The organism is Vibrio sp. H11, from assembly GCF_004804295.1.
Taxonomy (GTDB): Bacteria; Pseudomonadota; Gammaproteobacteria; order Enterobacterales; family Vibrionaceae; genus Vibrio; species Vibrio ostreae.
The window spans coordinates 42,023-66,680 of record NZ_SSHN01000012.1; the positions used below are offsets into that span (position 1 = coordinate 42,023).

Below are 24,658 nucleotides of genomic sequence, written 5' to 3' on the forward strand. Positions count from 1 at the left end.
ACCATGAAAAAAACGATATTAATGAGCCTGATGGCACTGTCGCTGGCGGCATGTAACAGCACTCAAACTGTAGAGCAAGCGCAGCAGTTCGCGCAGTGTACTTTCCCGGATGCACCAACCACAGAAGCACCCGCCTGGATCTGTGATGTGATGCCAAACGATCTGGAAGCCGGAGCCATGGGTTACGCCAAAAAAAGCGTTGCGGGTATGGGCGTGATGCGCAAAGTGGCCATCAACGAAGCACGCGTACAACTGGCCGCGCAATTCCAGACCGACGTCAACAACCTGTTTAAACAAGCGGTGGAAAGTTCGGTCGATACCGATGAAACCGGCGCGATCGAAAGCGTGGTTGAGACGTTTGAAAGCGTAACCAAAAACGTGGTGACCCGTAGCCTGTCTAACAGCAAGCTGATCGTCAGCCAGGTCAGTCCGACCGGCGGCCTGTACGTACTGGTGGGTATGGACAAAGCGACCTATCAGGCCAACGTGGATCAGGTAGTCGATGCGGCGGCCAAAGAGTCTCAACTGTGGAGCCAGTTCAATTCAGAGAAAGCTGAGCAAGAGCTTAGCAATGCGCTGAATTCACTGAAAACCATGTGATATCAAAGCGGATAAGCCGTGATTTCCCTCTGGTTCGCCATGGTCATCACTGCTTAACCTGATACAGAAGTATTCAGACGGGTAAATCATATCAGCAGGGAGAAGGACTCTCCCTGCTGGTGTCTCACTCGCTGATCGATTGGTTAGGACCTGCCAATGCGACTATTTTCGAAAACACTTATCGCCCTTTCACTCTCCGCTCTCTGTTCCGGCAGTTTTATCGCCCATGCGACCACGACAAGCCAGGACGCCGAACTGACCCAAGCCACCGCCCAGGTACGCAATCCGCAGGATCGCTCTGCCGAGTTTGCCAAATGGGTCGATGAGCGCCTGAATGAATACGAAACGTGGCGCGAAGATTACACCCGCGATCTCGACCACAAGCGCCAACAATTGATTGACCAGTGGGGCAGCGCGCAAATCTCCGATGCCACCACAGATGTGGAATACAGCACCGACAGTACGGTGAGAAAAGTGGTCGATTATCAGAACAACACCGCAACCGTATCTGTCCTGGTCGACGCCAGCATGAGTGATGAGCAGGCCAAGCAACTGCTACTGGCACAAACCGCATTACCGGATGGCGCAACGGCCGACCTGAATCAGGCGACCCTATACCAGCAGAGCGTCAAATACTCAGGCGCCGAAGAGAAACGGGAAACAGATTTTGTCCTCAGCCAGACCCGCGCCCAGATGAACGAATTTGATGTCCAGGCCGAACGCCTGGTGATGGCCAATATCGGCATCAGTGATCAATTTATCTATCAGCGCGCCTACATTAAAAAGCTGGCCCTGATTGACGAAGCCAAACTGCGCGTCCAGGCAATCCGTGAACAGTACAGCGCCAAACGGGCAGAACTCGGCATACCGGAACCTGAGCGTACAACCAGCGAGCCAACGAAGAGCGTGGTTCAAAGCGATCCTGTTTCTAAACGCGAAGCTGTTTCTAAACACGCTTCCGTTTCTAAAGATAATGCCGCTGAGAAAAACACCGCCGGTCAGCAAAATAATAACGGCGAACAAACTGAGCGTCAGATTGTCACCGTCAGCACGCAACAGCCGGAAACTGGCGCGCAGCAAGCGACGGCTTCTAAGGCAAGTGCGCAAGCAGCAAAGGCAGCACAAACCCAAAGCAGCCAGCCAAACGAGAAATCTCAGCCTGCCGTGAAAAAAATCGTCAGCTACAAGATCAGCCTGCCCAATAACAGCCTGACCAAACGTGCTCAGCAGTATCAGCCGATAGCACAGCAAGAGAGCGAAAAGTTCTCGGTCAACCCGGCGCTGGTCATGGCGATCATGCACAGTGAATCGGCGTTCCGCCCGGAGGCAAAATCCCACGTGCCGGCCTTTGGTCTGATGCAAATCGTGCCGACCACCGCCGGTCACGATGTCAATCTGCAGGTACGAAACATTGATGCCCCCATGCGCGAAGCCGAACTGTATCAGCCGCCGGTCAACGTCGAAACCGGTACCGCCTATCTGCATATTCTCGACAGCAAGTACCTGAAAAACATTAAGGATGAGCAGAGCCGGCTGTACTGCACCATCGCCGCCTATAACACAGGGGCTGGCAACGTGGCGCGCGCCTTTAACCCGGATCGTTCAACCAATATTCGTAAAGCCGCCACCACCATCAACCAACTGACGCCGCAGCAGGTTTACCAGCAGTTGATGACCAACCTGCCTTACGACGAAACCAAGAATTATCTGAAAAAGGTATCGGCACGTATTGCGCTCTACCAACCGCAAAGCGCGCTTTAAGCCTCTTGCGGGCCAAGCAACAGTAACAGAAACAGAAACAGGAGCAGCGGCGATGTTGCGCTTAATGCCGATAATTTTAATCGTGACCGGTATCTATATCGGTATGCAATATAAGGACACCCTCATTGACTGGCTGGGTCAGGACTCGCTCGATAACATCGAAGACCTGGCGACGGAAATGGTCAGTCAGAGTGGTGATGCCATTGTCGATAAACTGAAAGAGATGAAAGAGTAGTCATGTCAAATCAGCAACAAACTCTGGACCAGTCCGGGCAGCCACAGGCTGAACAAGGCAGTGTACTGAAACAGCAGTGGGGCAAAATCATCGCTCTGGTCTCTATCGTCGCGATTGCGCTGGGCAGTTTTAATGACAGCATGGACGCGCTGGAGAAAATCTACGATTTCTCGCTGGCCCAGTTCACCGACATTCCCTCCCAGAACAAGCTGGATAAAGTCTACGTGCGCGCTTCGGCTAGCGTGCTGGATGAAGCACTGGGCGCACCGGTTTACATCAAGCGCTCCGGTGCCGGTGATGTGATCAAGTATTATCAGGATGACCGCTTTGTGCTGTCGGCAGTGATCAAAGATGATGCGATTGCGGCCTACCTGGTCTTTCCGGCCAACGGCTTTATGCCGGATACCAGCAAATCGTCCGGCGGCAGCGATCTGCTGCGCAGCCACTTTGACGACCAGGAAGGCGTGAGCGATCTGCGCGCGGCGCTGTCGCGTATGCTGACCTACTATATTGAAGAGAACACCGGCGGCGAGTTCAATACTCTGTATAACTCGGTCAGCGGCTACTCGGATTTTGAAACCAGCCTGAGTGAGCAGCAACGTGCCCAGTTGGGTCGTCTGGTTGACGATATGCTGCTGGGCGATGATGTCAGCGATGCCGCGCAAACTCTGCGTCACAATCTGATTCCGAACTTTTACGGTTACAGCACCATCGGCCTGTCAGCACTGGAAGATGCGATTCTGACCAAATCCGAGTTCCGCCTTATCCAGCCCTGAGCTGTCACAACGGAACCCGAAAATAAAAAGGCCGCGTCCGGTATCACTGGGCGCGGCCTAACGTGCCTTGCGCCTGAAAGCCAGCAAAAATCACATCGGTGCGCTCATCCGGCAGTAAGGCTTTGAGATAATCAACAATCCGCCCGCCCTCGCACATGCCGGAAGCCGCCACCACAATCGAGGCTTCACCGGTAGAGGCGAGGCGATTGACCAGCGCCAGATGCGAGCGGTGATCTTCAATCAGGACACACTGGTCAAACGCGAGCGGATGACGGTGCATTTCCAGGCGTTGCTTAGCCTCCTCACCCCACAACTGTTTAAAGCGGCGATACGATTCCGTCACCTTTTGCGCCATCGGTGAATCGAGAATAATCGGCAGGTCGGCCTTGATCTGATGCTGATAAACCAACTGCTCAATATCAAACAGCAGCTCCTGGGTGCGTCCGACACTGAACGCCGGGATCAAAATCGTGCCGCCATCAGCCAGCGAGCGAGTAATAATCTCGTTGAGCTTTTGCGCGCGCACTTCCACCCCGTCATGCTGCGAACCGCCATAGGTGGTTTCCAGCACCAAGTAATCGGCATGCATCGGCGCAACCGGATCCGGCAGCAGAGGGGTATTACTCGGTCCCAGATCGCCGGAGAAGATAATCACTTCCTGATTGGGCAGCTGAATTTCCACATAAGCTGAACCGAGAATATGTCCGGCCGGGACAAACTGACACTGCAGCATATGCCCCTGCGGCGATTCAATCCGAAACAGCGTCTCGTACTCAACCGGCTCCAGCAGATGATCAATCTTATCCAGCACCACTTCACGCTGTTTGGCGGATAAATCCGACTGCAGCTTCATGCCATCTTGCAGCATCAGCGGGATCAACTCTGCCGTGGCCGGCGTGCAGTAAATCGGCGCGCTGAAACCTAGGGCAATCAGCCACGGCAGACGGCCGATATGGTCAATATGGGCATGGGTCAGCAGCAGCGCCTGTATCGGCTCGATATCAAATTCGGCCTCTTCATCCTGCACATCCTGGCCCTGAAACATGCCGCAGTCGATCAGTATCGCCAGGTCATCAACCCGCAGTTCGTGGCACGAGCCGGTCACTGTATGTTTACCGCCATGATGAATCAGTTGCATTCTGCACTTCCTTAATTAGGCTCGTTGGAGAAATCAGCATAGCCTCTACAAGCACGGCCAAGTTTGACATAAGACGGAAAAACCAAATGTACTCAGGTAAAAGATAGAAATGCCAAATAAAGATAAATAATGGAATTTGAAAAAATGTGGAATATGCGTAGTGAAATTCCACATGATCCAGGCAGTCTGTCTATTCTGGCTTTGAGGAGTTTTGGTTTTGAGTTAGAATTTCGTTTTATAAATATCAGCAATAACAAACGTAACGGACTAAACGATTAGCTATGGTTCTGGAACTTACCTTCATTCTTTTCAGCTCATTCGCGATTCTTTTCTTGATGAGAAAAGTAGCAACACGCATAGGTTTAGTTGACCGACCTAACGCCAGAAAAATGCATCAGGGTGCAGTGCCTCTAGTGGGTGGCATTTCAACCAGTATTGTCTTAGCTCAGTTTTTGACCTTTCGACCAGACATCATACCTCACAGCCAGCTGTTTGTAGTTTCCATCATTATCTTAACGATTGTTGGTGCTCTTGATGATAAATTTGATTTAAGTGTCAAAGTTAGAATCATCGTCCAGGCCACTTTATCTGTAGTGATGATGCAAGTGACTGGAATCGAGCTCCATAGTTTAGGAAATATATTAGGGACAGGGACAATTAATCTCGGCTGGTTTGGCTCGGTCATCACTGTAGTTGCAGTAATTGGAGCCATTAATGCCTTTAATATGGTGGATGGTATTGATGGTTTACTGGGTGGGCTTTCTATTGTTACTTTTGGAGCAATTGCTGTTTTATTAAATGCTAACGGTCAACATGAATTATCTTATTTATGTTTAGTTATTATAACTGTAATGCTGCCTTACATTGTTATGAATCTCGGTATATTCGGACGTAAACGAAAAATATTCATGGGCGATGCTGGTAGTATGATGATAGGTTTTACAGTCATTTGGTTGCTACTAAACTCCAGCCAAACAGGCATTTCTCCACCAATGCGTCCGGTAACTGCTCTTTGGTTAATTGCTGTTCCTTTGATGGATATGGCCGCGATTATGCTGCGTAGAATTAAGCGTGGTGACTCACCATTTAAACCAGATCGTGAACATTTACATCATATTTTTCAACGATTAGGCCTAAGCTCAAAGCAAACATTAGCTGTAATATGCACTATTGCAATGGGATTTGCAGCTTTTGGTATATTTGGTGAAGTAGCAAAAATTAGTGAGGCTATAATGTTATATACCTTTATAGCATGCTTTATTATTTACGCAACACTACTAACTTATGTTTGGCGTATTACATCTTTCTTAAGAAAATCGCTGAAGTCCAAATAATCAGAATCTGATTAATTTTAATAAAAAGGTTAGCAAGAGTCATCAATAAACAATAATATTAAACTATGTTTTTTGTTTAGAATCAATATATTCTTTAAACGAAGAAGATAAGTTTGGACAAATCCAAAGCTTAAAAAGGTCAAAATACAAACCTCGCCTATTCTTAACTAAAAGTAGCAATGTAGTAATAGCACGCAACATTCTATAAAAAGAGAAAGCAATAAATCCTCTTGTCTTCTTGAAATATAAAAATCTTCCAATTTCTAGATTTTTAATTTTAAAATCACTTTTATCACCCGTAATTGAAGACACTGCATGTGTTATGATTATTTCTGGTAAAATAAAACAGCTTCCACCACTATCTCTAAATCTTTTAAAAAACTCTGTTTCTTCGAAATATAGGAAAAAATCAGTATCAAATCCATCTAAACGCTCAAAAACTCCCTTTGGTATACAGCAGAAAGCGCCAGAGACATAATCTACTTCAAAAGGTTGATCTAAGTTCCTATCAACTTTTTTAGATGTAGAAAGATTTTTTACAAAATCAGGAAACATATAACTTATCAAAGAAACATTAAGCAACTCTTGCTTCAAAGATGGGAAGCAACCAAAAGAAACCGTTGACTGTCCCTCCTCGTCGATTATATTAGCACCCAATACATAGTCTGCACGGCTTTCTTCTTCAGAATAAAAACTATTAATTTTCTCTACAGCATTTACACATAAAAATGCATCAGGGTTAAGTAGAATTAAATACCTACCGATAGCGTGTCTGGCACCTAAATTAACTGCGCAACCAAAACCGCTATTACTATCATTATAAATTAACTTTAATTTAATCTCTGAGAATATTTCCAATTCAGAGAGATCATCACCCGAACAGTTATCAACTACAATTATTTCATAATCATGATGGAGAGTATATTTAATCACACTTTCAATGGACTTCTTGACCAAGTCTATTGACTTATAGTTAACGTAGACAATGGAATACATTAATGTTTACCTCAACTTTTTAATTAATTGGTTGATATTTTTGTCTAAGCAAAATTCGCTTCTAAAAAAATTAATCCTTTCGTTGAAAAAATCATCATAGAAATAGGATGTGTCAAATATCTTCAACAAGGCAGATTTTAATTGTTCCGTAGAGTCGTTATCAATAATTTCGCCTAACTCACCATTTTTGGTTAAAATATCAGAACCATCTACGTTAGTAGTAAGTAATGCCATTCCCATGTAAGAGGACTCCACCATCGCTAAAGAGAGGATTTCCCACCTAGATGTAACTAACATAATCTTACTATTAGAATAATAATCAAATAAACTTTTTCTATCCAAAACACCCACATATTTAACTGAATCTTTCATCAATGGTTTATCCCGATAAAAACTAAGGAGACTATTAGAAAAATCAGAGGTAATAGGCCCTATCAAAAATATTTCCCAACCGTTAGTAGAATGAAGTCTCTTTAATGCTTCGAGTAACATTTCATTGTTTTTCTGATAATCACCAATACGACCAACAACTAATATCCTGTTGACCCTAGCTTCCCAAGGTAATGGTGCACAACTAACGGTAGGAGTATATAGAGAGTTAGGGAAGTAAATTACTCTGTCATTTAAAAAGTCAAACTCACGTAGAACATTAAAAAACTGCTTACTTTCGGTACTAATCACATTTGGGAGGCGTAGCAATCCCCTCAACAATATAGATTTTAAGCTAGATTTCTTTGACAACAACTGTTTAAGTTTAGGAAACCTGGTTGAGTCCATGTCCATTTTTAAATATATCTTCTTTCCAAACACTTTGAAGAAAAAAGCTAATAAATATGTTTCTCGCTTTAAGTGAAACAAATGTACAATCGTTACTCTATTCTTGATAGAAAAAATAAATGCACGGAACATAAAACCGTATTTTGACTTAGCAGATAAAGGAGTTAATACGAAATTATCCCCATAATCATGATTAATTTTTTTTCCAGTTCTATCCCAATAGATCAAATAGACAAGACAACCACTAGCACTTCCAAAAGCAGCTGGTATCATTCCTACATCTTTGGTTAAGTGAACTTTTTCAAAGTTTTGGAAAATTGTCGCAAATATCATAGATGAATTAATTCTCTTCTAATAAATATAATAACGTTTAATAATCTTAGTCTAAAATAAATTGTAATTTGGTAAAACCTAGCCGTTATATATAAACAATGGGGAGTAAATACCTATAAAACCAATAAACTTATGGAGCATTCACTTACATTTCATGTGATTGTTAATCAAAAATTCCCTTAAATATTTACCCGCAAAAAAATCATCTTTTTTATAAACTGAGTATATTGATTCATTTACTTTAAATATTTGTTCTTTTAGGATTTTACTAGTACTACCAATAAGACCAAGATTTTTAGTATAAATGAAATTAGCAATTTCTAACTGGTGTCTATCTATTCTATCAATATTAGGGAATACTATTATTTTTTTGCTCTTTTCTAAAAGCTTATACACAGACCCTGCACCGGCATGAGTTATAATAACATCAGCTTCGTCATAATATTTGTCAATTTTCTCAGTAAAAGAAAAGAACTCGGCATTCTGTGGTATATATTTACCTGTTGCGATTTGCATAACAACACTAATACCATCTATTTTTGATTGGTCGATATACTTAATCAAAGAGTCAAATGGTGTAGTACCTACAGTTACGAATACGTTCATTAAAGCTTACCTACGTACTTGGCAAATTTATTAATTCGTAAAAGTGATTTATTTTGAACATAAAAATCATCAGCTAATAATTTACAAATTCTTCCTGAGAAGGAAAGTGTCGTAAATCTAGACCATGATTCAATAAAGATAAATTTTTTCCGTGTAATCTTACAACTTAGTGCAGATGTTATTGCACAACCAGGCCCAGGAGAAACAACAACAGATATGTCATTCTTAATCAAGAAACGACTTATTTTAATAATACTGAAAGGTATTTTTAAAATCATAACCATACTTAACAAATTACTATATTTATGCCTTAATGGGGAAACTAGCAAAGCATTGTTAGAATTGTATGCTTCATTAATATCCGACTCTAGAATATAATAGATTTTATCTTGGTCAGCTAAGCTATTGTCAATAAGGTATTTCTCTAATCTTTTAGCTTGTGCAGTATGCCCACCACTCCCATAAGCTATAGCTAAATTATTCTTCATACCTAATCCAACACTTAGAATTAAAACAATAATATTTAATTAATCTTGCAGGAATCCCTGCTACCAAAGAATAGTCTGGGAAAGATTTCGTGACAACACTACCAGCGGCAATTACACAATGTTTTCCGAGAGTAACATCACCAACAATAGTGACATTAATACCAACCCAAGTATCATCTCCGATATCAATATTATTTACGGTTGTCGGCTGCAAAGAAATAGGTATGCATATATCTTCATATTCATGTTGAAAAGCCACTATTTTTGTATTGTCCGCAAACATAACATTATCGCCAATGCGTATATTTCCTCTACCGAGAAAAGTAGCATTATCGCCGACAGTAGTATTTTTACCTATAATAATCTCGCCACCTAAAGTTGAAAACTTACAAAACCGGTGTACTCTACTTTTATTACCTATTATAAACAATCCACTTTTATCTACATCAACTTTAGCTGATAGAGAAATCTTCACCCCCTTACCAATATCTACTGAACCGAGTGAAAAAATATTTATAATTATTGGATGTATAATATCCAATATAGATTTACTTTTTAGAAAAAATAGTCGAATGATTTTTATCATACAAATCAGCTCTTGCCTATAGATAGCAGCATTTCTAATTCAGTTTTTAGAGTATTTTCGATATCTATTTTTATCATAGACTTTCTTGCTTCTTCAGAGATATATTGATATTCAACCTCATTAGATGAAAGATTTTTAATCATATTAGCCATTTCTACTGGTGTATCTTCACAGATCCCATTAACTTTATTTTTAACAAACTCAGGTATTGCAGTATTGTTATTCGTTATTACAACACATCCACATGACATAGCTTCACACATAGATACTCCCTGTGCGTCCATTCTAGTTGGGCACATAAAATATTTATATTTATTCATAGTGCTTGCCATATTCTTGTTTGGAATTAGCTCTTCGATAAAATTAACTTGACTATCCACATTCAGATCACGAGCTAATTGTTTATATTCATCCAGTTTAGGCCCTTTACCATATAAGTCTAATGTATAATTTGGTAAATGCACCATAGCTTTGATCGAAATATCTACTGCATATTTTGAACTAGTCATTTGGCGTATGGATAGTAATTTGTTCTTATAGCGATTTAGACCTAACGGCTTGAATTTGTTGCTATCTATCCCATTGGGGATTATTTTTACGTTTTTTAAATCAACCCCTAAATTTGATTCAGCTTCTTGCTTCATCCACAAAGATGGAGTAGCAATCGCAAATCGGCCTCTACTCATTATTTTTTTGTAGAAACTAGCTACCTTAGGTATGTAGTAATAATCCTTATATAATGCCGTTATAATTCCTTTAAATGAGAAATCAAGTTCAAATTTCCGACTTGATACCTTCTGAACTTCAGCGCCATGAATATACAATGCGACAGGTATGTTATCTTTAAGAATACGGTCATATATAAAATGTCCGGACAGTCTTTTATTGGGTTTTTTTATATGTAATAAATGCAGATATACGCAGTCATAACGAGATAATTTATAGGAAATATTTTCCGAACTAGCTTGCTCGACTTTGACCCCTTCAAAAAAATAGCTAACATCTTCCAGCGCAGGTACATAAACCACAACTTCATAACCCATCTTTATAAAGTATTTTGAGCGTTGATGGACAAATGTGTGAGCGTAATGATTGCTTTCCGAAGGATATTGCGAACTAATAATTGCAATACTTTTCATTTTATCTTCCATACTTCTAATATTTATATAATTCCTGACCTATATTCAAATCTAAGCACATGAACGACCTACAATTACTATCAATGTAACCTTATACAGTTTTACTTTTATAATTTTTAATCTTATTGAATACTACGAGAGGCCACTTCCAGAAATTATATAAAGACTGAACAAACAACTGGCACAAAATAATGGTTTCGGCATATGGGAAGTAATGAATTAAAGGGTAAGATATCAACACAAATGCCAAGCCTGAATATGCTACATATTTTGCATAGCATAAGTTATTGTGAGACATAAGGAAATTGGTTGAGATTGCAAGTATCACTTCAAATGTATACACAAACACAACCAAACACGATACTATTATACTCGGTAATCTTGTGTTGCTAGATATGAGTTCTAATAGAAAGTCTCCAATAACAATCAGAGACATAGCAGAAATAAGATAAAATACGATAGACTTTAAAAATATATCATTCTGAGTACTAACTATATCCTCTTTTCTACCACGATAAACAGCAGTGTTCAATATGGGAGTTTTAGTATTCATATATATATAAGTTACAGATGTGATGGTAGATATCAAATTTATCATTAACAGCAAACCAGCAGCATCTTTATCAGGTAAGTATTTTGCAATAAAAAATGTAGAAGACCTGTTAAGCAAGAAAGAACCAAACGTAAAAATCGCTGTATTCCGTGCAGCGACTTGGACTCTTTTAAAGATATCGACATAATCTTTAAATAAATACTTTTCGTTATTTAGGTATTTATATTCATTAGAATTTTTTAACTCATATAGACCAAAAGCCAAATATAGTAAGGAACTTATTAATTTGGAAATGGCCAGTCCTAACAGACCCAAATCTTTGTTTAATAAAACAATCGCTATAACTATATAGGAAAACCCACTAATCATAGATATTTTATAAATTGATTCTACTTTTTTAATTCCGAAAAAATAAGCATTAAATTTATTAAAATATAACGTGATGATTATGGACAATGAAAATATACTCCATGGTAAAAATATATCTATATTTTTACTAATGGAAAGATCATATAAATAAAACTCCCATATAAAATAAAGAGCGGTTAAGGAAAGTATTGCTAGAGAAAAATAAAGATAATTAGTGAACTTATATATAAGCGTAAACAGACTATAATCGACATCCTTACAATTAGAGTCTACTTCATGTAGTTTCAATTCATCTATGGGTAACTGCTTACAACCAGATAATACATATGTATAGTATCTAGAAATAACTGAAGCAAATCCACAATCTAACAGTATCGCTAGAGATAAAGTAGTCAAAAATATCATCCAGATTGAATACTCAGCAGAACTTAATCCTCTAAGTATTAACGGAAGCAATATTATATTTCCGCCAAGAACCACAGCTCTAGAAAGAAAACCCATTAATAATGTTGACTTCACGATCGCTTCACTATTTTTCTAAAGAAAAAATTCATTATAACAGTCATAGAGCTAAACAAGTATCTAAATCGAGGAAAATAGTGCTTATCATTCAAAAAATACTGCCATCTCAACGAGATTATATTTCTAGAAAAGTGCTTCCTTAACCGAGGCTTATCCAAAGCTAAACTCTTGTTAATTTTTTTTAATTGAGTGAGGATTTTGTGTGAACTATTAACATCGTTCTCATAAACTAATATTGCACTTTTCCCCGTTATAATTTCGTTTTGACCACCAATGTAAGATGTAATAACTGGTGTGTTTAATGAGACAGACTCTGCGATTGAAACACAAAATGTCTCAGAACCACTCAACCCTGCCAATAACGCATCTTGCTTTCTGATCTCATCATAGAGTTCAAGCCTACCTAATGTTCCATGCTCCACTATCTTAAAGTTGGAATAATGGTTTAAATCTGCCTCAACTCCCCCATTATGACTATAAAGATCTTTTCCACCAAAAATACTAAAAACAACTTTTTTATAACGAGCTATCTCTGAAGCAATATTTAACGCTTCAATTATTCCTTTATTTACTGAAGGATAACCAACAAACGCTAGTTTTACTTCATCCATACTTTCTATACTTTCTATACTTTCTTTTTCTTTCGAAGAGTCAATTAGATCAAAATCTAAGCTATTATGCATGACTTTCGACTTAAAGAAACCTGTTAAGCTTTCTCGTCTTTTTATTGAATTAATCAGTGTGATAATAAAATGATAGTAACTGACAAAAATATATCCGTCTAGAAGACCATTACTGACAGCCTTGGCATATGGGTTGATATCAATCCAGTTATGACACCAATAATAGACTTTGTCACAAGGTAGGCGTTGATCTGTAAATACTGATATCGTACTAACGTATATAAAATTTTTTATATTTTTCTCTTTAACAAACTCTGTCAGAGAATATATTTTAGATCTACTGCAATAGTTAATACCGTCAATTAAAGCATTTGTTGGATAGTTACCTATTATATAAACTTTATATCCTAAATCTCGTAATCCGATACAAACTTGTAATGTGGAAAATAATGTGCCAGATACCCCATCCTCCATTAAGCTATGCTCATAGCAGTATTTATCTTCATTACTATAAAATGCAACTGCCTTCATGTCACTCCCCCAAAATGTGACCAATTATAACTAATCATAGCGAAACTAATAAAGCTACAACAAAGAAGATAATATGTTGATTATTTTTTTACAGGCGCTTCCATCACCATAAGGATTATTTGCTATACTCATGTTGAAATAAAAATCATCATCACCCAATAATTGACTAATACTATTTACAATTTTGTCTTCATCTGTACCTACAAGCTTTACTGTTCCAGCACGCACTGCTTCCGGTCGCTCTGTCGTATCTCTCATAACTAACACAGGCTTACCTAGAGAAGGCGCCTCTTCCTGGATACCACCAGAATCTGTCAATATAATGTGCGATCGATCCATTAAATATATAAATGGTAAATATTGTTGTGGCTCAATTAAAAACACATTATCAATATGAGACAATATCCTATTTACAGGTTCTCTGACATTAGGGTTTAAGTGCATAGGATAGATAATTTGAACATTGGGATGAATCTGTGAGACCTTGGCTAATGCCTTACAAATCCGCTCAAATCCGGAACCAAAGCTTTCTCTTCTATGTCCGGTTACTAAAATTAGTTTTTTTTCTTTATCTAAAAAAGGGAAATTTAAGGCTATTTCTTCTTTTAACTTTGGATTGGTGTCAATTTTTTCTTTTGTCATTAATAATGCATCTATCACTGTATTTCCCGTGACAAATACATTATCAACGTGATAATTTTCTCTTATTAAATTATCTTTTGACATATCTGTAGGCGAAAAATGAAATTTAGCTAGTGAGCCAGTCAACCTTCTATTAGCTTCTTCAGGCCAAGGTGAATATATATCTCCAGTCCTTAACCCAGCCTCAACATGTCCAACAGCGACTCGTTCGTAATAAGCAGCTAGACTAGCGGCAAAAGTTGTCGCAGTATCACCATGAACAAGTACTACGTCAGGCTGATAGCTCTGGATCACAGGTTTCAACTCCAATAATATTCGTGCCGTTATATCATTTAACGACTGACCAGAACGCATAATATTCAAATCATAATCAGGTTGAATTTCGAATAACTCCAGAACTTGGTCAAGCATCTCTCTGTGTTGTGCCGTTACACAGACCTTTGATTCAAACCTTTCATCATTAGCTAAGATATGCACTAGAGGGGCCATTTTTATTGCTTCAGGCCTGGTACCAAATACTATTAATACTTTTTTTCTCATTTCCTATATACTCTAATACGATTCAATATTTTGCATAAATAAACACAGCCTTAACGATAAAAATACACTGCGCCTAAGTTTATATATGTCTAATAACCTTTATTTTATAAAAAATTTGGTAGCGTGGCACTCAACATGTCAATATTTTTGTTACTAAAGTTGTCATTTGAACTATTTTTTATTCACAAAACGTATTAAATACTGCCCATAATCACTTTTAATCATTGACTTCGCTAAGGAGGATAACTTTTCGATTGTTAGCCAACCTCTGTTAAAAGCCATTTCTTCTAAACAGGCAATTTTGAGCCCCTGGACATTTTCAATCGTCTGAACAAAAGAAGAGGCTTCATGGAGACTTTTGTGCGTACCAGTATTTAGCCACGCAAATCCGCGTCCCAGTAGCTCTACGTTCAGACTCCCATAGTTCAGGTATCGCTTAACTTTCTACGAACGCTTGCTTCAGACTTCACTTCCCATCAAAGCGATATCAGAGATTTGAAAAAATCACGCTACCGCCCTTTGGTGTTTGCGCGAACCCTATTGCGCGGTCAGATTTGACCCATTAACCCTACTTGATTATTCAGCATTGCGCTGAGGTAACCACATGTATAGTGCACGTTTAGCGCACGACTATTATGCACGTCATAATTAGAATGACAATTTATTGAGACGGCATTACGGATGATGATTATTCAACTTCATTCATTTGAATACACGATAAATAATAGTAGTTATCAATTGAATAATTTCATAATCTCATAAATTTACACATACTAAAGCCCCCTAGAACCTTCGGACCTTCCCTGCTACTATTCAGCACAGAGTATGGGATTAAGTGGAAAGTAATTATGATCATCGTAACTGGTGGTGCTGGCATGATTGGCAGCAATATTGTGAAAGCTCTGAATGACCGTGGTATCACGGATATTCTGGTGGTCGATCATCTTAAAAATGGCCGTAAATTTAAGAATCTGGTTGATTTGCAGATCACCGATTACATGGACCGTGACGACTTTCTCACTCAGGTGATGGCCGGTGATGATTTCGGCCCGATTGAAGCCGTATTCCATGAAGGTGCCTGTTCAGCCACCACCGAGTGGGATGGCAAGTACATGATGCTCAACAACTATGAGTACTCCAAAGAGCTGCTGCACTTCTGCCTCGATCGTGAAATCCCGTTCTTGTATGCCTCATCGGCTGCGACTTATGGTGAAACCGATACCTTTATTGAAGAGCCAGAATATGAAGGTGCGCTCAATGTCTACGGCTACTCCAAACAGCAGTTTGACAACTACGTACGCCGCCTGTGGCAAGATGCCGCAGAACACGGTGAAAAACTGCCGCAAGTGACTGGCTTCCGTTACTTTAACGTCTATGGCCCGCGCGAGCAGCATAAAGGTTCTATGGCATCCGTAGCGTTCCACCTGAACAATCAGATGAACGCGGGTGAAAACCCGAAACTGTTTGCCGGCAGTGAAGGCTTTAAGCGCGATTTCGTCTATGTCGGTGATGTGGCGGCGGTAAACCTGTGGTTTATGGAGCACGGCGTGTCCGGTATCTTTAACTGCGGGACCGGTAAAGCGGAATCTTTCAATGAAGTGGCCAAAGCGGTCATCGCACATCACGGCAAAGGCGAAGTGGAAACCATTCCGTTCCCGGATCACCTCAAAGGTGCTTACCAGGAATACACTCAAGCCGATCTGACCAAGCTGCGCGCCGCTGGCTGTGATGTTGAGTTCAAAACCGTCGCCCAAGGTGTGGCAGAGTACCTGTCGATTATCAATGCCTGACACTAAGAGCTTTGGGGAAATGAACCCTATAAGCTCAGAATGTAAAATCAGTGAGAATAATAGAATGAAAATAGCCGTAGCAGGGACAGGTTACGTCGGCCTGTCCAATGCCTTGCTGCTTGCGCAGCACAACGAAGTTGTCGCTTTGGATATCGTTCAGGAAAAAATCGAGATGCTCAATCGCGGTCAGTCGCCGATTGTTGATAAAGAAATTGAGCAGTTCCTGAGTGAAAAATCGCTGAACTTTACCGCAACTACGGATAAAGAGCAGGCTTATACCGGTGCACAATTCGTGATTATCGCCACTCCGACTGATTACGATCCAAATACGAACTACTTCAACACCTCATCGGTTGAATCGGTGATTCGTGATGTGATGGCGATTAATCCGGATGCGACCATGGTGATCAAATCCACCATTCCGGTCGGTTATACCGAAACGCTCAAACAAGAGATGCAGTGTAACAACCTGATCTTTTCGCCTGAGTTTCTGCGTGAAGGCAAAGCGCTGTACGACAACCTGTACCCGTCACGGATTATTGTCGGTGAGCAGAGTGAGCGCGCACAAACCTTTGCCAACTTGCTGGCACAAGGTGCCATCAAGCAAGACATCCCGATGCTGTTTACCAACTCCACTGAAGCCGAAGCGGTCAAGCTGTTCTCGAACACTTACCTGGCGATGCGCGTGGCTTACTTTAATGAGCTAGACTCGTATGCCGAAGTGCATGGCCTCGACAGCCGCCAGATTATCCAAGGGGTCGGCCTGGATCCGCGCATCGGTAATCACTACAACAACCCGTCGTTTGGTTACGGTGGTTACTGCCTGCCGAAAGACACCAAGCAGTTGCTGGCGAACTACCATGAAGTGCCGAATAACATTATCGGTGCTATCGTCGATGCCAACCGCACCCGTAAAGACTTTATCGCCGACTCGATTATCAAGCGCCAGCCAAAAGTGGTCGGTATTTATCGCCTGATCATGAAGTCCGGCTCAGATAACTTCCGCGCCTCTTCTATTCAGGGCATCATGAAACGCATCAAAGCCAAGGGTATTGAAGTGGTCGTGTATGAACCAGTGTTGCAAGATGAGCACTTCTTCAATTCGCGCGTCATCAATGACCTGCAAGCGTTCAAGCAGGAAGCGGATGTCATCGTCTCCAACCGTCTGGCTGAAGAGCTGAAAGATGTGGAAGAGAAGGTTTATACCCGTGATCTGTTTGGTAGTGATTGATGGATAAGGTTCTAGGACCCTAGGGACTAGTTCCTAGGTGTGATCGCTGGAATTTATCCGTATTGTTAAAGACCTTCCTGAGCTGCACAGTTTGGGGAGGTTTTTTAGTTAGGGCCTAGGATCCTAGGACCTTTTCCCTATATCCCTTACTCCTGTTATACTCCTCGATAATTTTACTCAAAAAACAAACAATCTGAGCAAACTATGTCGACTTCTCGTCTCTCTTCATCACCGCGTGATGACTTTGATGAATATGCCTACAACCCGCAGTTTCATTGGAATTTTCTGCATCCCAAATATTGGGGAACCTGGTTTGCTATTGCCTTTGCTTGCCTGCTGAGTTTTTTACCGGCCGCCGCCAAACGGGCTATTGCCGGGTCTCTGGCCAAATTGGCGCTGAAAGTAAACAGCAAAGCCAATACCCGCGCGCGGGTGAATCTACAGATGTGTTTTCCGCAAAAATCGGACGCTGAGCGAGAAGCCATTCTTAAGCAGATGTACATCACCTCGACCATGTTTCTGATCGGCTTTGCATCCACCTCAATCCGCAGTAAACGCTGGCTGGAAAATAACACCACCATTCGTGGTTTCGAACATGTGCAGCAGGTACTGGATCGTGGAGAGAACGTTATTCTGCTGGTTCCACATACCTGGGCGATTGATATTCCGGCCATTTTGCTCGCTTCGCGTGGCCTGCCGGTGTCTGCCATGGCCAAAAGTCAGAAAAATAAAGTCTCTGACTGGCTGATGCATAAGCAGCGCGTACAATATGGCGGCCGCGTGTATGACCGCAGTGTCGGCATTAAACCGTTTATTAAATCGGTGCGTAAAGACGGTTACCTCGGCTATTACCTGCCGGATGAAGATCTCGGCCGTGAACACAGTGTGTTTGTCGACTTTTTTGCGACCCAAAAAGCAACCATCGCCGGTTTAGGTCGCCTTTCTACGTTAAGCAAAGCGAAAATCGTCCCTTTATTTGCTATGTATAACAGTACCAGCGGCGAGTATGAGCTCGACTTTTATCCTGAGCTGCCGTTTCCGACCGGTGACGAACATCAGGATGCACGCATGATGAATGAATGCATTGAAAACTATGTGACTCAGCGCCCGGAGCAATATATGTGGATTTTGCGTCTGCTCAAGACCCGCCCGGACTCTGATCTCAATCCCTATACCCAGAAAAATTAACCATGTTAAAACACTATACTTCCAGCGCCCTGATCCTGCTCCCTTATCTGTTTCTGTTTTCCGGAGTAAGTCTGTTTGCCAACGATGATAAACGCATGGTGCTCTTGAGCGTTATCGCTTTGGCTGCCATCGCTCTCATCCATAGAACCCGTTTTGTCAAAGCCAATCTTGGTAATTTGCTCTTTGTTGCGACCTTAATTTTTGCTGCATATGTCGTCATTCACAATCTATACCGGGACGGTAGCTCTAGTTTGATGCGTGCTTACTTTGCTCCGCTGCTGTTATTGCTGTTCTATCCAATCCAGATCCTGACTAAAAAAGTCTGGGTTGGGTTATGTCTGCTCTGCTCAGTATTAGTTTTCGCAAATAGCGCGTACTTCACCTTTTATCTTGGGCTGGAGAGAAATGCAGGCCTGATGAATGTGATCCCGTATGCGACATTCTGTTCCGGCGTTGCCATCCTTAGCTTTCATCATGCACTGCAGAATATAAAGTCCAAAACCGGCATAATTACGCTAGTGTCCTTCTTGTTGTCATGTGCGGCAGTTATGCTGACCCTATCACGCGGTGTGTGGTTAGCACTGCTGGCCGCATTAGTGATCATGCTCTGCTTTCATGCTAAGAACCTCAAACATCTGAGCCGCTATTTTGCCATCTTTATCATCAGCAGCGCGGCCCTGCTATTTATCTTCAAAGATCAAGTTGAAGTCCGTGTAGACCAGACTATGACTGAAGTGCATCGCATCCAGTCTGGAGATATGAAAAGCTCGATTGGGATCCGTTTTCAAATATGGCAGGCGGCTTACTATATTTCTCAGGATCACTTCTGGCTCGGTATTGGTAATGAAATACTTCCGGAGATAGAACGCCTCAATCAGGAAGGCAAAGCCTCGCGTGACATTATCAATTTCCACGTCTATCACTTCCACAATCAATTTATTGATGCTTTAGTCAGGTTTGGATTCATTGGACTTCTGCTTTTCCTGCCTATATATTTGATTCCCATATATATTGCATTAAAAAGTAACCACACCTGCAGAGTCGCGATATTGGGGTTGTCTACTCTTTATATTATCGCCAGTTTGACCGATGTACCCTTTTATCATTCGCAAACGGTTTTACTCTACATCATGCTGATGATTCCTCTGTGTGGTTTTGCCCAAACCCAGAAAAACGATAAAACAGAGAAAACAGAGAAAACATAGAATGAAAACCATTGCACTGTTTCGTAAAAACATCTCCAACAAAAGCGGAACAGGTCAACTCATTGTAATGCAAATGAATAAGCTGAAAGCCGCTAACCACGACTTTCAGCTTTATTGTAAAAAGGGATTTTTCCGGACCTGGCTGATGGCACGGTTATGGCCTAAAAAAGCCAGAGTCAACAATCATCGCCTGCACGTGTCAAACCCGGAATCCACTGTCATTGTTGACCATGACAGTAGTCTGCGTAATGCTGATTTCACCTTTATTCACAACCTGATCTCTTCCGATCCTGAAGCACCCAACGAATACCTCACTTGGCTGCAAAACAGTCAGTGCCACATCATTGCCAACTCGGCTTTTACCAAACATAAACTGCAGCAGCAAGCCATCGCGCCGCAACGCATTTCTGTGGTTCATCCGGGTTACAATCACCTCAAATTCAATCGCGACAATAAAGCCCGTTTTCGCCTGCCAGCGAGAAAGGCGCTCGGTATTGCTGCCGATAAAAAGGTGATTGGCTTTATTACTTCCGGTGATTTTAAAAAACGCGGCCTGGTCGACTTTCTTGATATCTGCCTCAATATCCATCAACAGGATGCAGCTGTGGAATTTTTTGTTCTCGGTTCACACTCATTTCCTGCCGAACTGGCCGATCATCCAGTAGTGAAACTACCGCAGTTTCACTACAAACCGAAAAATGCCCGGCCGGAGTACTGGCTCAGCGTACTCGATATCTTCGTTTACCCCGCCAAGCTGGAAGAGTTTGGTATGGTAATTCCAGAAGCGTTGGCCATGGATATTCCGGTGATTACCACCGCGAATGTCGGCGCAACCGAAATACTACCTGCAGAGTACAGGCCCTGGATTCACCCTCAGGTTGATGTGGCCTGGTTTAGCGAACGTACTGCATCACTGCTCCGTGACCACAGCGCTTACCAGTTATTAGTTGCGGCATCACGCATCGCAATTGGTTACAATAACGACGACTACGCCACGCGGACCCTGGCCACGATTCAACACCAAATCGAACAACAATCGAACAACGTCAGTGATCGTGATTGAACCCAGACGATTTTGTGATAACTTCAGGCTCTCGCTGCCTGGCAGCAAGCTGTATGTACCACGCTGATTAGGTAAGTAACTCATGCTCAAAACCCTTAAGAGTGTTAACCGGGCGCTCAGAAACAAACAGAAGAAGCTCAAGCTGGATTACTATTGTCGACGCTACGACAAGGCTCCCCAACCGAAAATGCCTATGAAGGACGTCCGCACGGTTGCACTTCTGCGTTGGGATAACAAACTGGGCGATGCCATCATGAGTGGTTTGTTTATCAAAGCCTTGCAGCTAGCCCGTCCGGATATCACCGTGTCTGTGATTACCCCGCCGTTTTGCGGTAACTGGTACCAGAAAGCCACCGGATGCGAAGTGATTCACTGCGACAAACGCGGCGTGAAAACCGCGCACTCTTTCCGCCAGTACCGTGGGCAGTTTGATGCGGTGGTTGAACTCGGTACCAGCTTTGACTTCAAAGAGCTACTGGCCGTGCACGAGCTCGGTGCCAGTTACAATATCGGGTTTAATAAAACCAACCATCCGATCTTTAATGTCAACCTGCCTGCAGAGGCGGTACATTTTAAACAGCGCTACCAGGCCGCCGCTGAACTATTCTGTTCTCAACCGTTCGATGATGTTATTCCGCTGATTCCCTATCCCAGCGAACAGATCGTCGATGCTGAAAAAACCAATGTCGCTATCAACCTGTTTGGTTCCAGTAAATATCGTCAGTTTTCGAAACCAGAAGCCCTGAAGCTACTTAATCACTGGTTGCGCGACTTTCCACAAGACTACCTGTATCTGATCCCGGTACCGGGCAAAATCGAATTTTTGCAGGATCTGGTCGAGGAATGTGCCAGTGAGCGCGTCATTTTGCCCAGTGAAACCTCATCGCTGGAATTCTCGCTGCAACTGCTCAGTCAGGTTGACCTGTGTGTCACGCCGGATACTTCGGTCGTGCATATGGCCAGCGCGCTGAACACGCCGATTCTGGCTATCTATGCTGATAACCCTCGCAACTATCAGGAATGGCATCCGCTTTCTGACCAGAACAAAGTGCTGTTTAATCCAGCCACCAAAGGCAAACATGACCGGGTGTATGTGCATGAATTTGACTGGGCGGATTTCAAAGCGAAACGTGAATCTTTGGCCGCTAACCAGTACACTAAATAGCAAACCAGCCGGCCAATGGTTTTCTGCCTGTAACTGCTGGCTACTCATTATTTAAATTTGCTAAGTATCGAATGAAAATACTCGTCATAGGCCCTTCCTGGGTCGGAGACATGGTGATGTCTCAGTGCTTGTACACAAGCATCAAACAGCAGCATCCCGATGCCATCATCGACGTTATGGCGCCGGCCTGGTGTAAACCGATTCTGGAGCGCATGCCGGAAGTCAATCAGGCGCTTGATATGCCGATTGGCCACGGCGAATTTAACTTTTTCGCCCGCCGGGCAATCGGTAAGTCGATGCGTGGCCAGTATGACCATGCCTACATTCTACCGAATTCCGCCAAATCAGCCCTGATTCCCTGGTTTGCCGGTATTCCGGTTCGCACCGGCTGGAAAGGGGAAATGCGTTATGGTCTGCTAAACGACCTGCGTCCGAATAAAAAATCGTTCCAGTACATGACGGAGCGTTATGTCGCCCTGTCGCGTCCAAAAGCAGAGATGATCGATTCATCATCACTGGGCGGTCTGGACACGTTACCTCGCCCAAGCTTATCGATTGATGCTGAAGTTCAGCAGCAGACTCGGAATAAGTTCGCGTTGAACTCTGCACGCGCCGTGATTGGCCTGTGTCCCGGTGCAGAATTTGGCCCGGCCAAGCAATGGCCGACTGAGCACTACGCAGCGGTTGCTGCTGCCATGATAGACCAGGGTAAACAGGTATGGTTATTTGGTTCAGCTAAAGACAGTCAAACTACCCAATCTATCATCGCGCAGCTGAGTGAAGCGCAGCGCGAACATGTTGCTGACCTGGCCGGCAAAACCAGCCTGATTGAAGCGGTGGATATGCTCGCCTGCTGTGAAAGTGTGGTCAGTAACGACTCCGGCCTGATGCATGTTGCTGCTGCCGTCGGTTGTCAGGTGGTGGGCGTGTATGGCTCAACCTCTCCGACCTATACACCCCCACTGGCCGTGAAAAAGGCCATCGTGCACACCGATATCGAGTGCCGGCCGTGCTTTAAGCGTGAATGTCCGCTCGGCCACCTAAAATGCCTGAAAGATCTCGCACCGCAGCGGGTAATTGATGCTCTGACGCAGTTTGACGCCAGCGCGTAGTAACCTCCGGTAACGCTATCGTTACCGGTTAAAGTAACGTTGACCCGATTTAAGATAGCCCTATGCGCCTGATATATACCCTGTTACTCGCTTTGCTCAGCCCGCTGTTTTTGTACTCGCTGTACAAGACTAAACCGGGTAAACCGGCCTTCGGGTCGCGCTGGAAAGAACACTGGGGCTATACGCCTCAGGTGAAAGCCCACCGGCCAATCTGGATTCATGCGGTATCTGTGGGCGAGTCGATTGCCGCGATCCCTGTGATTAAGGCGCTCAAACAGACCCGGCCCGAGCAAGCTATCGTCGTCACAACGACTACCAGCACAGGAGCCGAGCAGATCGCTAAACTGGGCGATCTGGTTGAGCACCGCTATATGCCGCTCGACTTTGCCTGGTGCGTACGACGCTTTATCAAAGCCGTACAACCGGCGCAATTGCTGATTGTCGAAACCGAGTTATGGCCCAATACCCTCAAAACCGTTCATCAGCGTAATATTCCGGTTACTGTGATCAATGCACGGCTATCGGAGCGTTCTTGCCAGCGCTATCAGAAGTTTTCTGCCCTGTTCAATCTGATTCGCCCCTATGTGGATCGCATCTTGTGCCAGTATGCCAGTGATGGTGAACGCTTTCAGCGCCTCGGTTTTCGCGCGGACCAGATTGAGGTCACCGGATCAGTGAAGTTTGATGTCGATATCAACCCGCAGGTGCAGGAAGCAGGCGCTGAGCTGCGCCAGCAGTTGGGCACGCAGCGCCAGGTCTGGATTGCCGCCAGCACTCATGAAGGTGAAGATGCCATTCTGCTTGCTGCACACCGCCAACTGCTGACGCATTACCCGAACGCACTGCTGATTCTGGTGCCACGCCATCCGGAACGTTTTAACGCTGTATTTGAACTGTGCCAGCAACAAGGTTTTGCGACTCAGCGCCGCACAGCTCAGGCCTCAGACGCAGAAACATGTCAGGTGTATCTCGGCGATACTATGGGTGAAATGCTGACTCTGATCAGCGCGGCAGATATCTGCTTTATGGCCGGCAGTTTAGTCGGCGATAAAGTGGGTGGGCATAACCTGCTTGAGCCAGCGGCGTTAGGTAAACCGCTGCTCAATGGGCCGAGCTTTTTTAATTTCAGTGAAATTATGCAGTTGTTAACGCAAAAAAATGCGGTGATTTTATGCAACAATGCTGGTGAAATCGCCAAACAACTCAATATGTTATTCTCAGAACCAAATAAACTCACTTTAATGGGTAAGGAAGCGCGCTTAGTGGTCGATAATAATAAAGGAGCCATCGGTAAAACGATAAACGACATAATCAATAGAAAAGTTGCCACTGAGCAACGGCAAGATCACTGAGCA

The 24,658-nt window shown here is 43.0% G+C and carries 22 protein-coding genes and 2 pseudogenes; 13 read left to right on the forward strand and 11 right to left on the reverse strand.

Annotated features, from left to right (window positions below; translation table 11 throughout):
- Positions 1-3 precede the first annotated feature (3 nt).
- From E6C74_RS16645 to E6C74_RS16660, 4 genes are all read left to right on the forward strand, one after another.
- The gene (locus E6C74_RS16645; protein ID WP_136487178.1) at positions 4-600 is read left to right on the forward strand and encodes an LPP20 family lipoprotein; all 597 of its coding nucleotides are present in this window, start codon (positions 4-6) and stop codon (positions 598-600) included.
- Between the two features lie 156 nt (positions 601-756).
- On the forward strand, positions 757-2,361 hold the full coding sequence (locus E6C74_RS16650) for a transglycosylase SLT domain-containing protein (protein WP_136487179.1): 1,605 nt from the start codon (positions 757-759) through the stop codon (positions 2,359-2,361).
- 52 nt (positions 2,362-2,413) lie between these two features.
- Entirely contained in the window at positions 2,414-2,596 is a 183-nt protein-coding gene (locus E6C74_RS16655) for a hypothetical protein (protein WP_136487180.1), read from the forward strand.
- A gap of 2 nt (positions 2,597-2,598) precedes the next feature.
- On the forward strand, positions 2,599-3,372 hold the full coding sequence (locus E6C74_RS16660; RefSeq protein WP_136487181.1) for an ETEC_3214 domain-containing protein: 774 nt from the start codon (positions 2,599-2,601) through the stop codon (positions 3,370-3,372).
- A 49-nt stretch (positions 3,373-3,421) separates the two neighbouring features.
- Here E6C74_RS16660 and E6C74_RS16665 read toward each other — a convergent pair.
- Positions 3,422-4,510, reverse strand: a pseudogene (locus E6C74_RS16665) (MBL fold metallo-hydrolase); the annotation flags it as partial.
- A gap of 281 nt (positions 4,511-4,791) precedes the next feature.
- Here E6C74_RS16665 and wecA point away from each other — a divergent pair.
- Positions 4,792-5,844, forward strand: a complete 1,053-nt coding sequence (wecA, locus tag E6C74_RS16670; protein ID WP_136487182.1) for a UDP-N-acetylglucosamine--undecaprenyl-phosphate N-acetylglucosaminephosphotransferase — start codon at positions 4,792-4,794, stop codon at positions 5,842-5,844.
- 63 nt (positions 5,845-5,907) lie between these two features.
- On the opposite strand, the gene E6C74_RS16675 is transcribed toward wecA, so the two are convergent.
- From E6C74_RS16675 to E6C74_RS21165, 10 genes and pseudogenes are all read right to left on the reverse strand, one after another.
- Complete coding sequence (locus E6C74_RS16675; protein ID WP_136487183.1) at positions 5,908-6,840, reverse strand: glycosyltransferase family 2 protein; 933 nt, start codon at positions 6,838-6,840, stop codon at positions 5,908-5,910.
- 6 nt (positions 6,841-6,846) lie between these two features.
- Positions 6,847-7,950, reverse strand: a complete 1,104-nt coding sequence (locus tag E6C74_RS16680; RefSeq protein WP_136487184.1) for a glycosyltransferase — start codon at positions 7,948-7,950, stop codon at positions 6,847-6,849.
- Between the two features lie 141 nt (positions 7,951-8,091).
- The gene (gene pssE, locus E6C74_RS16685; protein WP_136487185.1) at positions 8,092-8,556 is read right to left on the reverse strand and encodes a PssE/Cps14G family polysaccharide biosynthesis glycosyltransferase; all 465 of its coding nucleotides are present in this window, start codon (positions 8,554-8,556) and stop codon (positions 8,092-8,094) included.
- A complete protein-coding gene (pssD, locus tag E6C74_RS16690; protein ID WP_136487186.1) occupies positions 8,556-9,044 on the reverse strand; it encodes a PssD/Cps14F family polysaccharide biosynthesis glycosyltransferase in 489 nt (162 codons plus the stop codon). The genes pssE and pssD overlap by 1 nt, the downstream gene beginning before the upstream one ends.
- The gene (locus E6C74_RS16695) at positions 9,034-9,630 is read right to left on the reverse strand and encodes an acyltransferase (protein ID WP_136487187.1); all 597 of its coding nucleotides are present in this window, start codon (positions 9,628-9,630) and stop codon (positions 9,034-9,036) included. The genes pssD and E6C74_RS16695 overlap by 11 nt, the downstream gene beginning before the upstream one ends.
- A gap of 5 nt (positions 9,631-9,635) precedes the next feature.
- Positions 9,636-10,769, reverse strand: coding sequence for a glycosyltransferase family 4 protein (locus E6C74_RS16700; protein ID WP_168797049.1), 1,134 nt, complete (start codon positions 10,767-10,769; stop codon positions 9,636-9,638).
- Between the two features lie 91 nt (positions 10,770-10,860).
- Positions 10,861-12,210 (reverse strand): hypothetical protein, encoded by a 1,350-nt coding sequence (locus E6C74_RS16705; protein ID WP_136487189.1) that lies wholly within the window; start codon positions 12,208-12,210, stop codon positions 10,861-10,863.
- Entirely contained in the window at positions 12,207-13,367 is a 1,161-nt protein-coding gene (locus tag E6C74_RS16710) for a glycosyltransferase (protein WP_136487190.1), read from the reverse strand. The genes E6C74_RS16705 and E6C74_RS16710 overlap by 4 nt, the downstream gene beginning before the upstream one ends.
- Before the next feature lie 54 nt (positions 13,368-13,421).
- Positions 13,422-14,549, reverse strand: coding sequence for a UDP-N-acetylglucosamine 2-epimerase (non-hydrolyzing) (gene wecB / locus E6C74_RS16715; protein ID WP_136487191.1), 1,128 nt, complete (start codon positions 14,547-14,549; stop codon positions 13,422-13,424).
- Between the two features lie 171 nt (positions 14,550-14,720).
- Positions 14,721-14,981 (reverse strand): annotated as a pseudogene (locus E6C74_RS21165) (glucose-1-phosphate thymidylyltransferase); the annotation flags it as partial.
- 416 nt (positions 14,982-15,397) lie between these two features.
- Between E6C74_RS21165 and rfaD the strand changes: the two are divergent.
- From rfaD to waaA, 8 genes are all read left to right on the forward strand, one after another.
- On the forward strand, positions 15,398-16,339 hold the full coding sequence (rfaD, locus tag E6C74_RS16725) for an ADP-glyceromanno-heptose 6-epimerase (RefSeq protein ID WP_136487192.1): 942 nt from the start codon (positions 15,398-15,400) through the stop codon (positions 16,337-16,339).
- A gap of 64 nt (positions 16,340-16,403) precedes the next feature.
- Positions 16,404-17,570 carry a nucleotide sugar dehydrogenase gene (locus E6C74_RS16730; RefSeq protein WP_136487193.1) on the forward strand — a complete coding sequence of 389 codons (1,167 nt, stop codon included), beginning with the start codon at positions 16,404-16,406 and terminating at the stop codon, positions 17,568-17,570.
- A 204-nt stretch (positions 17,571-17,774) separates the two neighbouring features.
- The gene (lpxM, locus tag E6C74_RS16735) at positions 17,775-18,758 is read left to right on the forward strand and encodes a lauroyl-Kdo(2)-lipid IV(A) myristoyltransferase (protein ID WP_136487194.1); all 984 of its coding nucleotides are present in this window, start codon (positions 17,775-17,777) and stop codon (positions 18,756-18,758) included.
- A gap of 2 nt (positions 18,759-18,760) precedes the next feature.
- Positions 18,761-19,963 carry an O-antigen ligase family protein gene (locus E6C74_RS16740; RefSeq protein ID WP_136487195.1) on the forward strand — a complete coding sequence of 401 codons (1,203 nt, stop codon included), beginning with the start codon at positions 18,761-18,763 and terminating at the stop codon, positions 19,961-19,963.
- Between the two features lies 1 nt (position 19,964).
- On the forward strand, positions 19,965-21,026 hold the full coding sequence (locus E6C74_RS16745) for a glycosyltransferase family 4 protein (protein WP_136487196.1): 1,062 nt from the start codon (positions 19,965-19,967) through the stop codon (positions 21,024-21,026).
- Positions 21,027-21,108: 82 nt separating this feature from the next.
- Entirely contained in the window at positions 21,109-22,191 is a 1,083-nt protein-coding gene (locus E6C74_RS16750) for a glycosyltransferase family 9 protein (protein WP_136487197.1), read from the forward strand.
- 71 nt (positions 22,192-22,262) lie between these two features.
- A complete protein-coding gene (gene waaF, locus E6C74_RS16755) occupies positions 22,263-23,303 on the forward strand; it encodes a lipopolysaccharide heptosyltransferase II (RefSeq protein WP_136487198.1) in 1,041 nt (346 codons plus the stop codon).
- 62 nt (positions 23,304-23,365) lie between these two features.
- Positions 23,366-24,655 (forward strand): lipid IV(A) 3-deoxy-D-manno-octulosonic acid transferase, encoded by a 1,290-nt coding sequence (gene waaA / locus E6C74_RS16760; protein ID WP_136487199.1) that lies wholly within the window; start codon positions 23,366-23,368, stop codon positions 24,653-24,655.
- Positions 24,656-24,658: the final 3 nt, after the last annotated feature.

Bases quoted from the DNA above. Each gene is read 5' to 3' on its own strand.
- waaF (WP_136487198.1), top strand. From the start codon at position 22,263: ATGAAAATACTCGTCATAGGCCCTTCCTGGGTCGGAGACATGGTGATG.
- E6C74_RS16680 (WP_136487184.1), bottom strand. From the start codon at position 7,950: ATGATATTTGCGACAATTTTCCAAAACTTTGAAAAAGTTCACTTAACC.
- E6C74_RS16740 (WP_136487195.1), top strand. From the start codon at position 18,761: ATGTTAAAACACTATACTTCCAGCGCCCTGATCCTGCTCCCTTATCTG.
- wecA (WP_136487182.1), top strand. From the start codon at position 4,792: ATGGTTCTGGAACTTACCTTCATTCTTTTCAGCTCATTCGCGATTCTT.
- pssD (WP_136487186.1), bottom strand. From the start codon at position 9,044: ATGAAGAATAATTTAGCTATAGCTTATGGGAGTGGTGGGCATACTGCA.
- pssE (WP_136487185.1), bottom strand. From the start codon at position 8,556: ATGAACGTATTCGTAACTGTAGGTACTACACCATTTGACTCTTTGATT.
- E6C74_RS16730 (WP_136487193.1), top strand. From the start codon at position 16,404: ATGAAAATAGCCGTAGCAGGGACAGGTTACGTCGGCCTGTCCAATGCC.
- E6C74_RS16645 (WP_136487178.1), top strand. From the start codon at position 4: ATGAAAAAAACGATATTAATGAGCCTGATGGCACTGTCGCTGGCGGCA.
- wecB (WP_136487191.1), bottom strand. From the start codon at position 14,549: ATGAGAAAAAAAGTATTAATAGTATTTGGTACCAGGCCTGAAGCAATA.
- rfaD (WP_136487192.1), top strand. From the start codon at position 15,398: ATGATCATCGTAACTGGTGGTGCTGGCATGATTGGCAGCAATATTGTG.
- E6C74_RS16675 (WP_136487183.1), bottom strand. From the start codon at position 6,840: ATGTATTCCATTGTCTACGTTAACTATAAGTCAATAGACTTGGTCAAG.
- E6C74_RS16745 (WP_136487196.1), top strand. From the start codon at position 19,965: ATGAAAACCATTGCACTGTTTCGTAAAAACATCTCCAACAAAAGCGGA.
- E6C74_RS16710 (WP_136487190.1), bottom strand. From the start codon at position 13,367: ATGAAGGCAGTTGCATTTTATAGTAATGAAGATAAATACTGCTATGAG.
- E6C74_RS16700 (WP_168797049.1), bottom strand. From the start codon at position 10,769: ATGAAAAGTATTGCAATTATTAGTTCGCAATATCCTTCGGAAAGCAAT.
- E6C74_RS16695 (WP_136487187.1), bottom strand. From the start codon at position 9,630: ATGATAAAAATCATTCGACTATTTTTTCTAAAAAGTAAATCTATATTG.
- E6C74_RS16750 (WP_136487197.1), top strand. From the start codon at position 21,109: ATGCTCAAAACCCTTAAGAGTGTTAACCGGGCGCTCAGAAACAAACAG.
- waaA (WP_136487199.1), top strand. From the start codon at position 23,366: ATGCGCCTGATATATACCCTGTTACTCGCTTTGCTCAGCCCGCTGTTT.
- E6C74_RS16655 (WP_136487180.1), top strand. From the start codon at position 2,414: ATGTTGCGCTTAATGCCGATAATTTTAATCGTGACCGGTATCTATATC.
- E6C74_RS16660 (WP_136487181.1), top strand. From the start codon at position 2,599: ATGTCAAATCAGCAACAAACTCTGGACCAGTCCGGGCAGCCACAGGCT.
- E6C74_RS16650 (WP_136487179.1), top strand. From the start codon at position 757: ATGCGACTATTTTCGAAAACACTTATCGCCCTTTCACTCTCCGCTCTC.
- lpxM (WP_136487194.1), top strand. From the start codon at position 17,775: ATGTCGACTTCTCGTCTCTCTTCATCACCGCGTGATGACTTTGATGAA.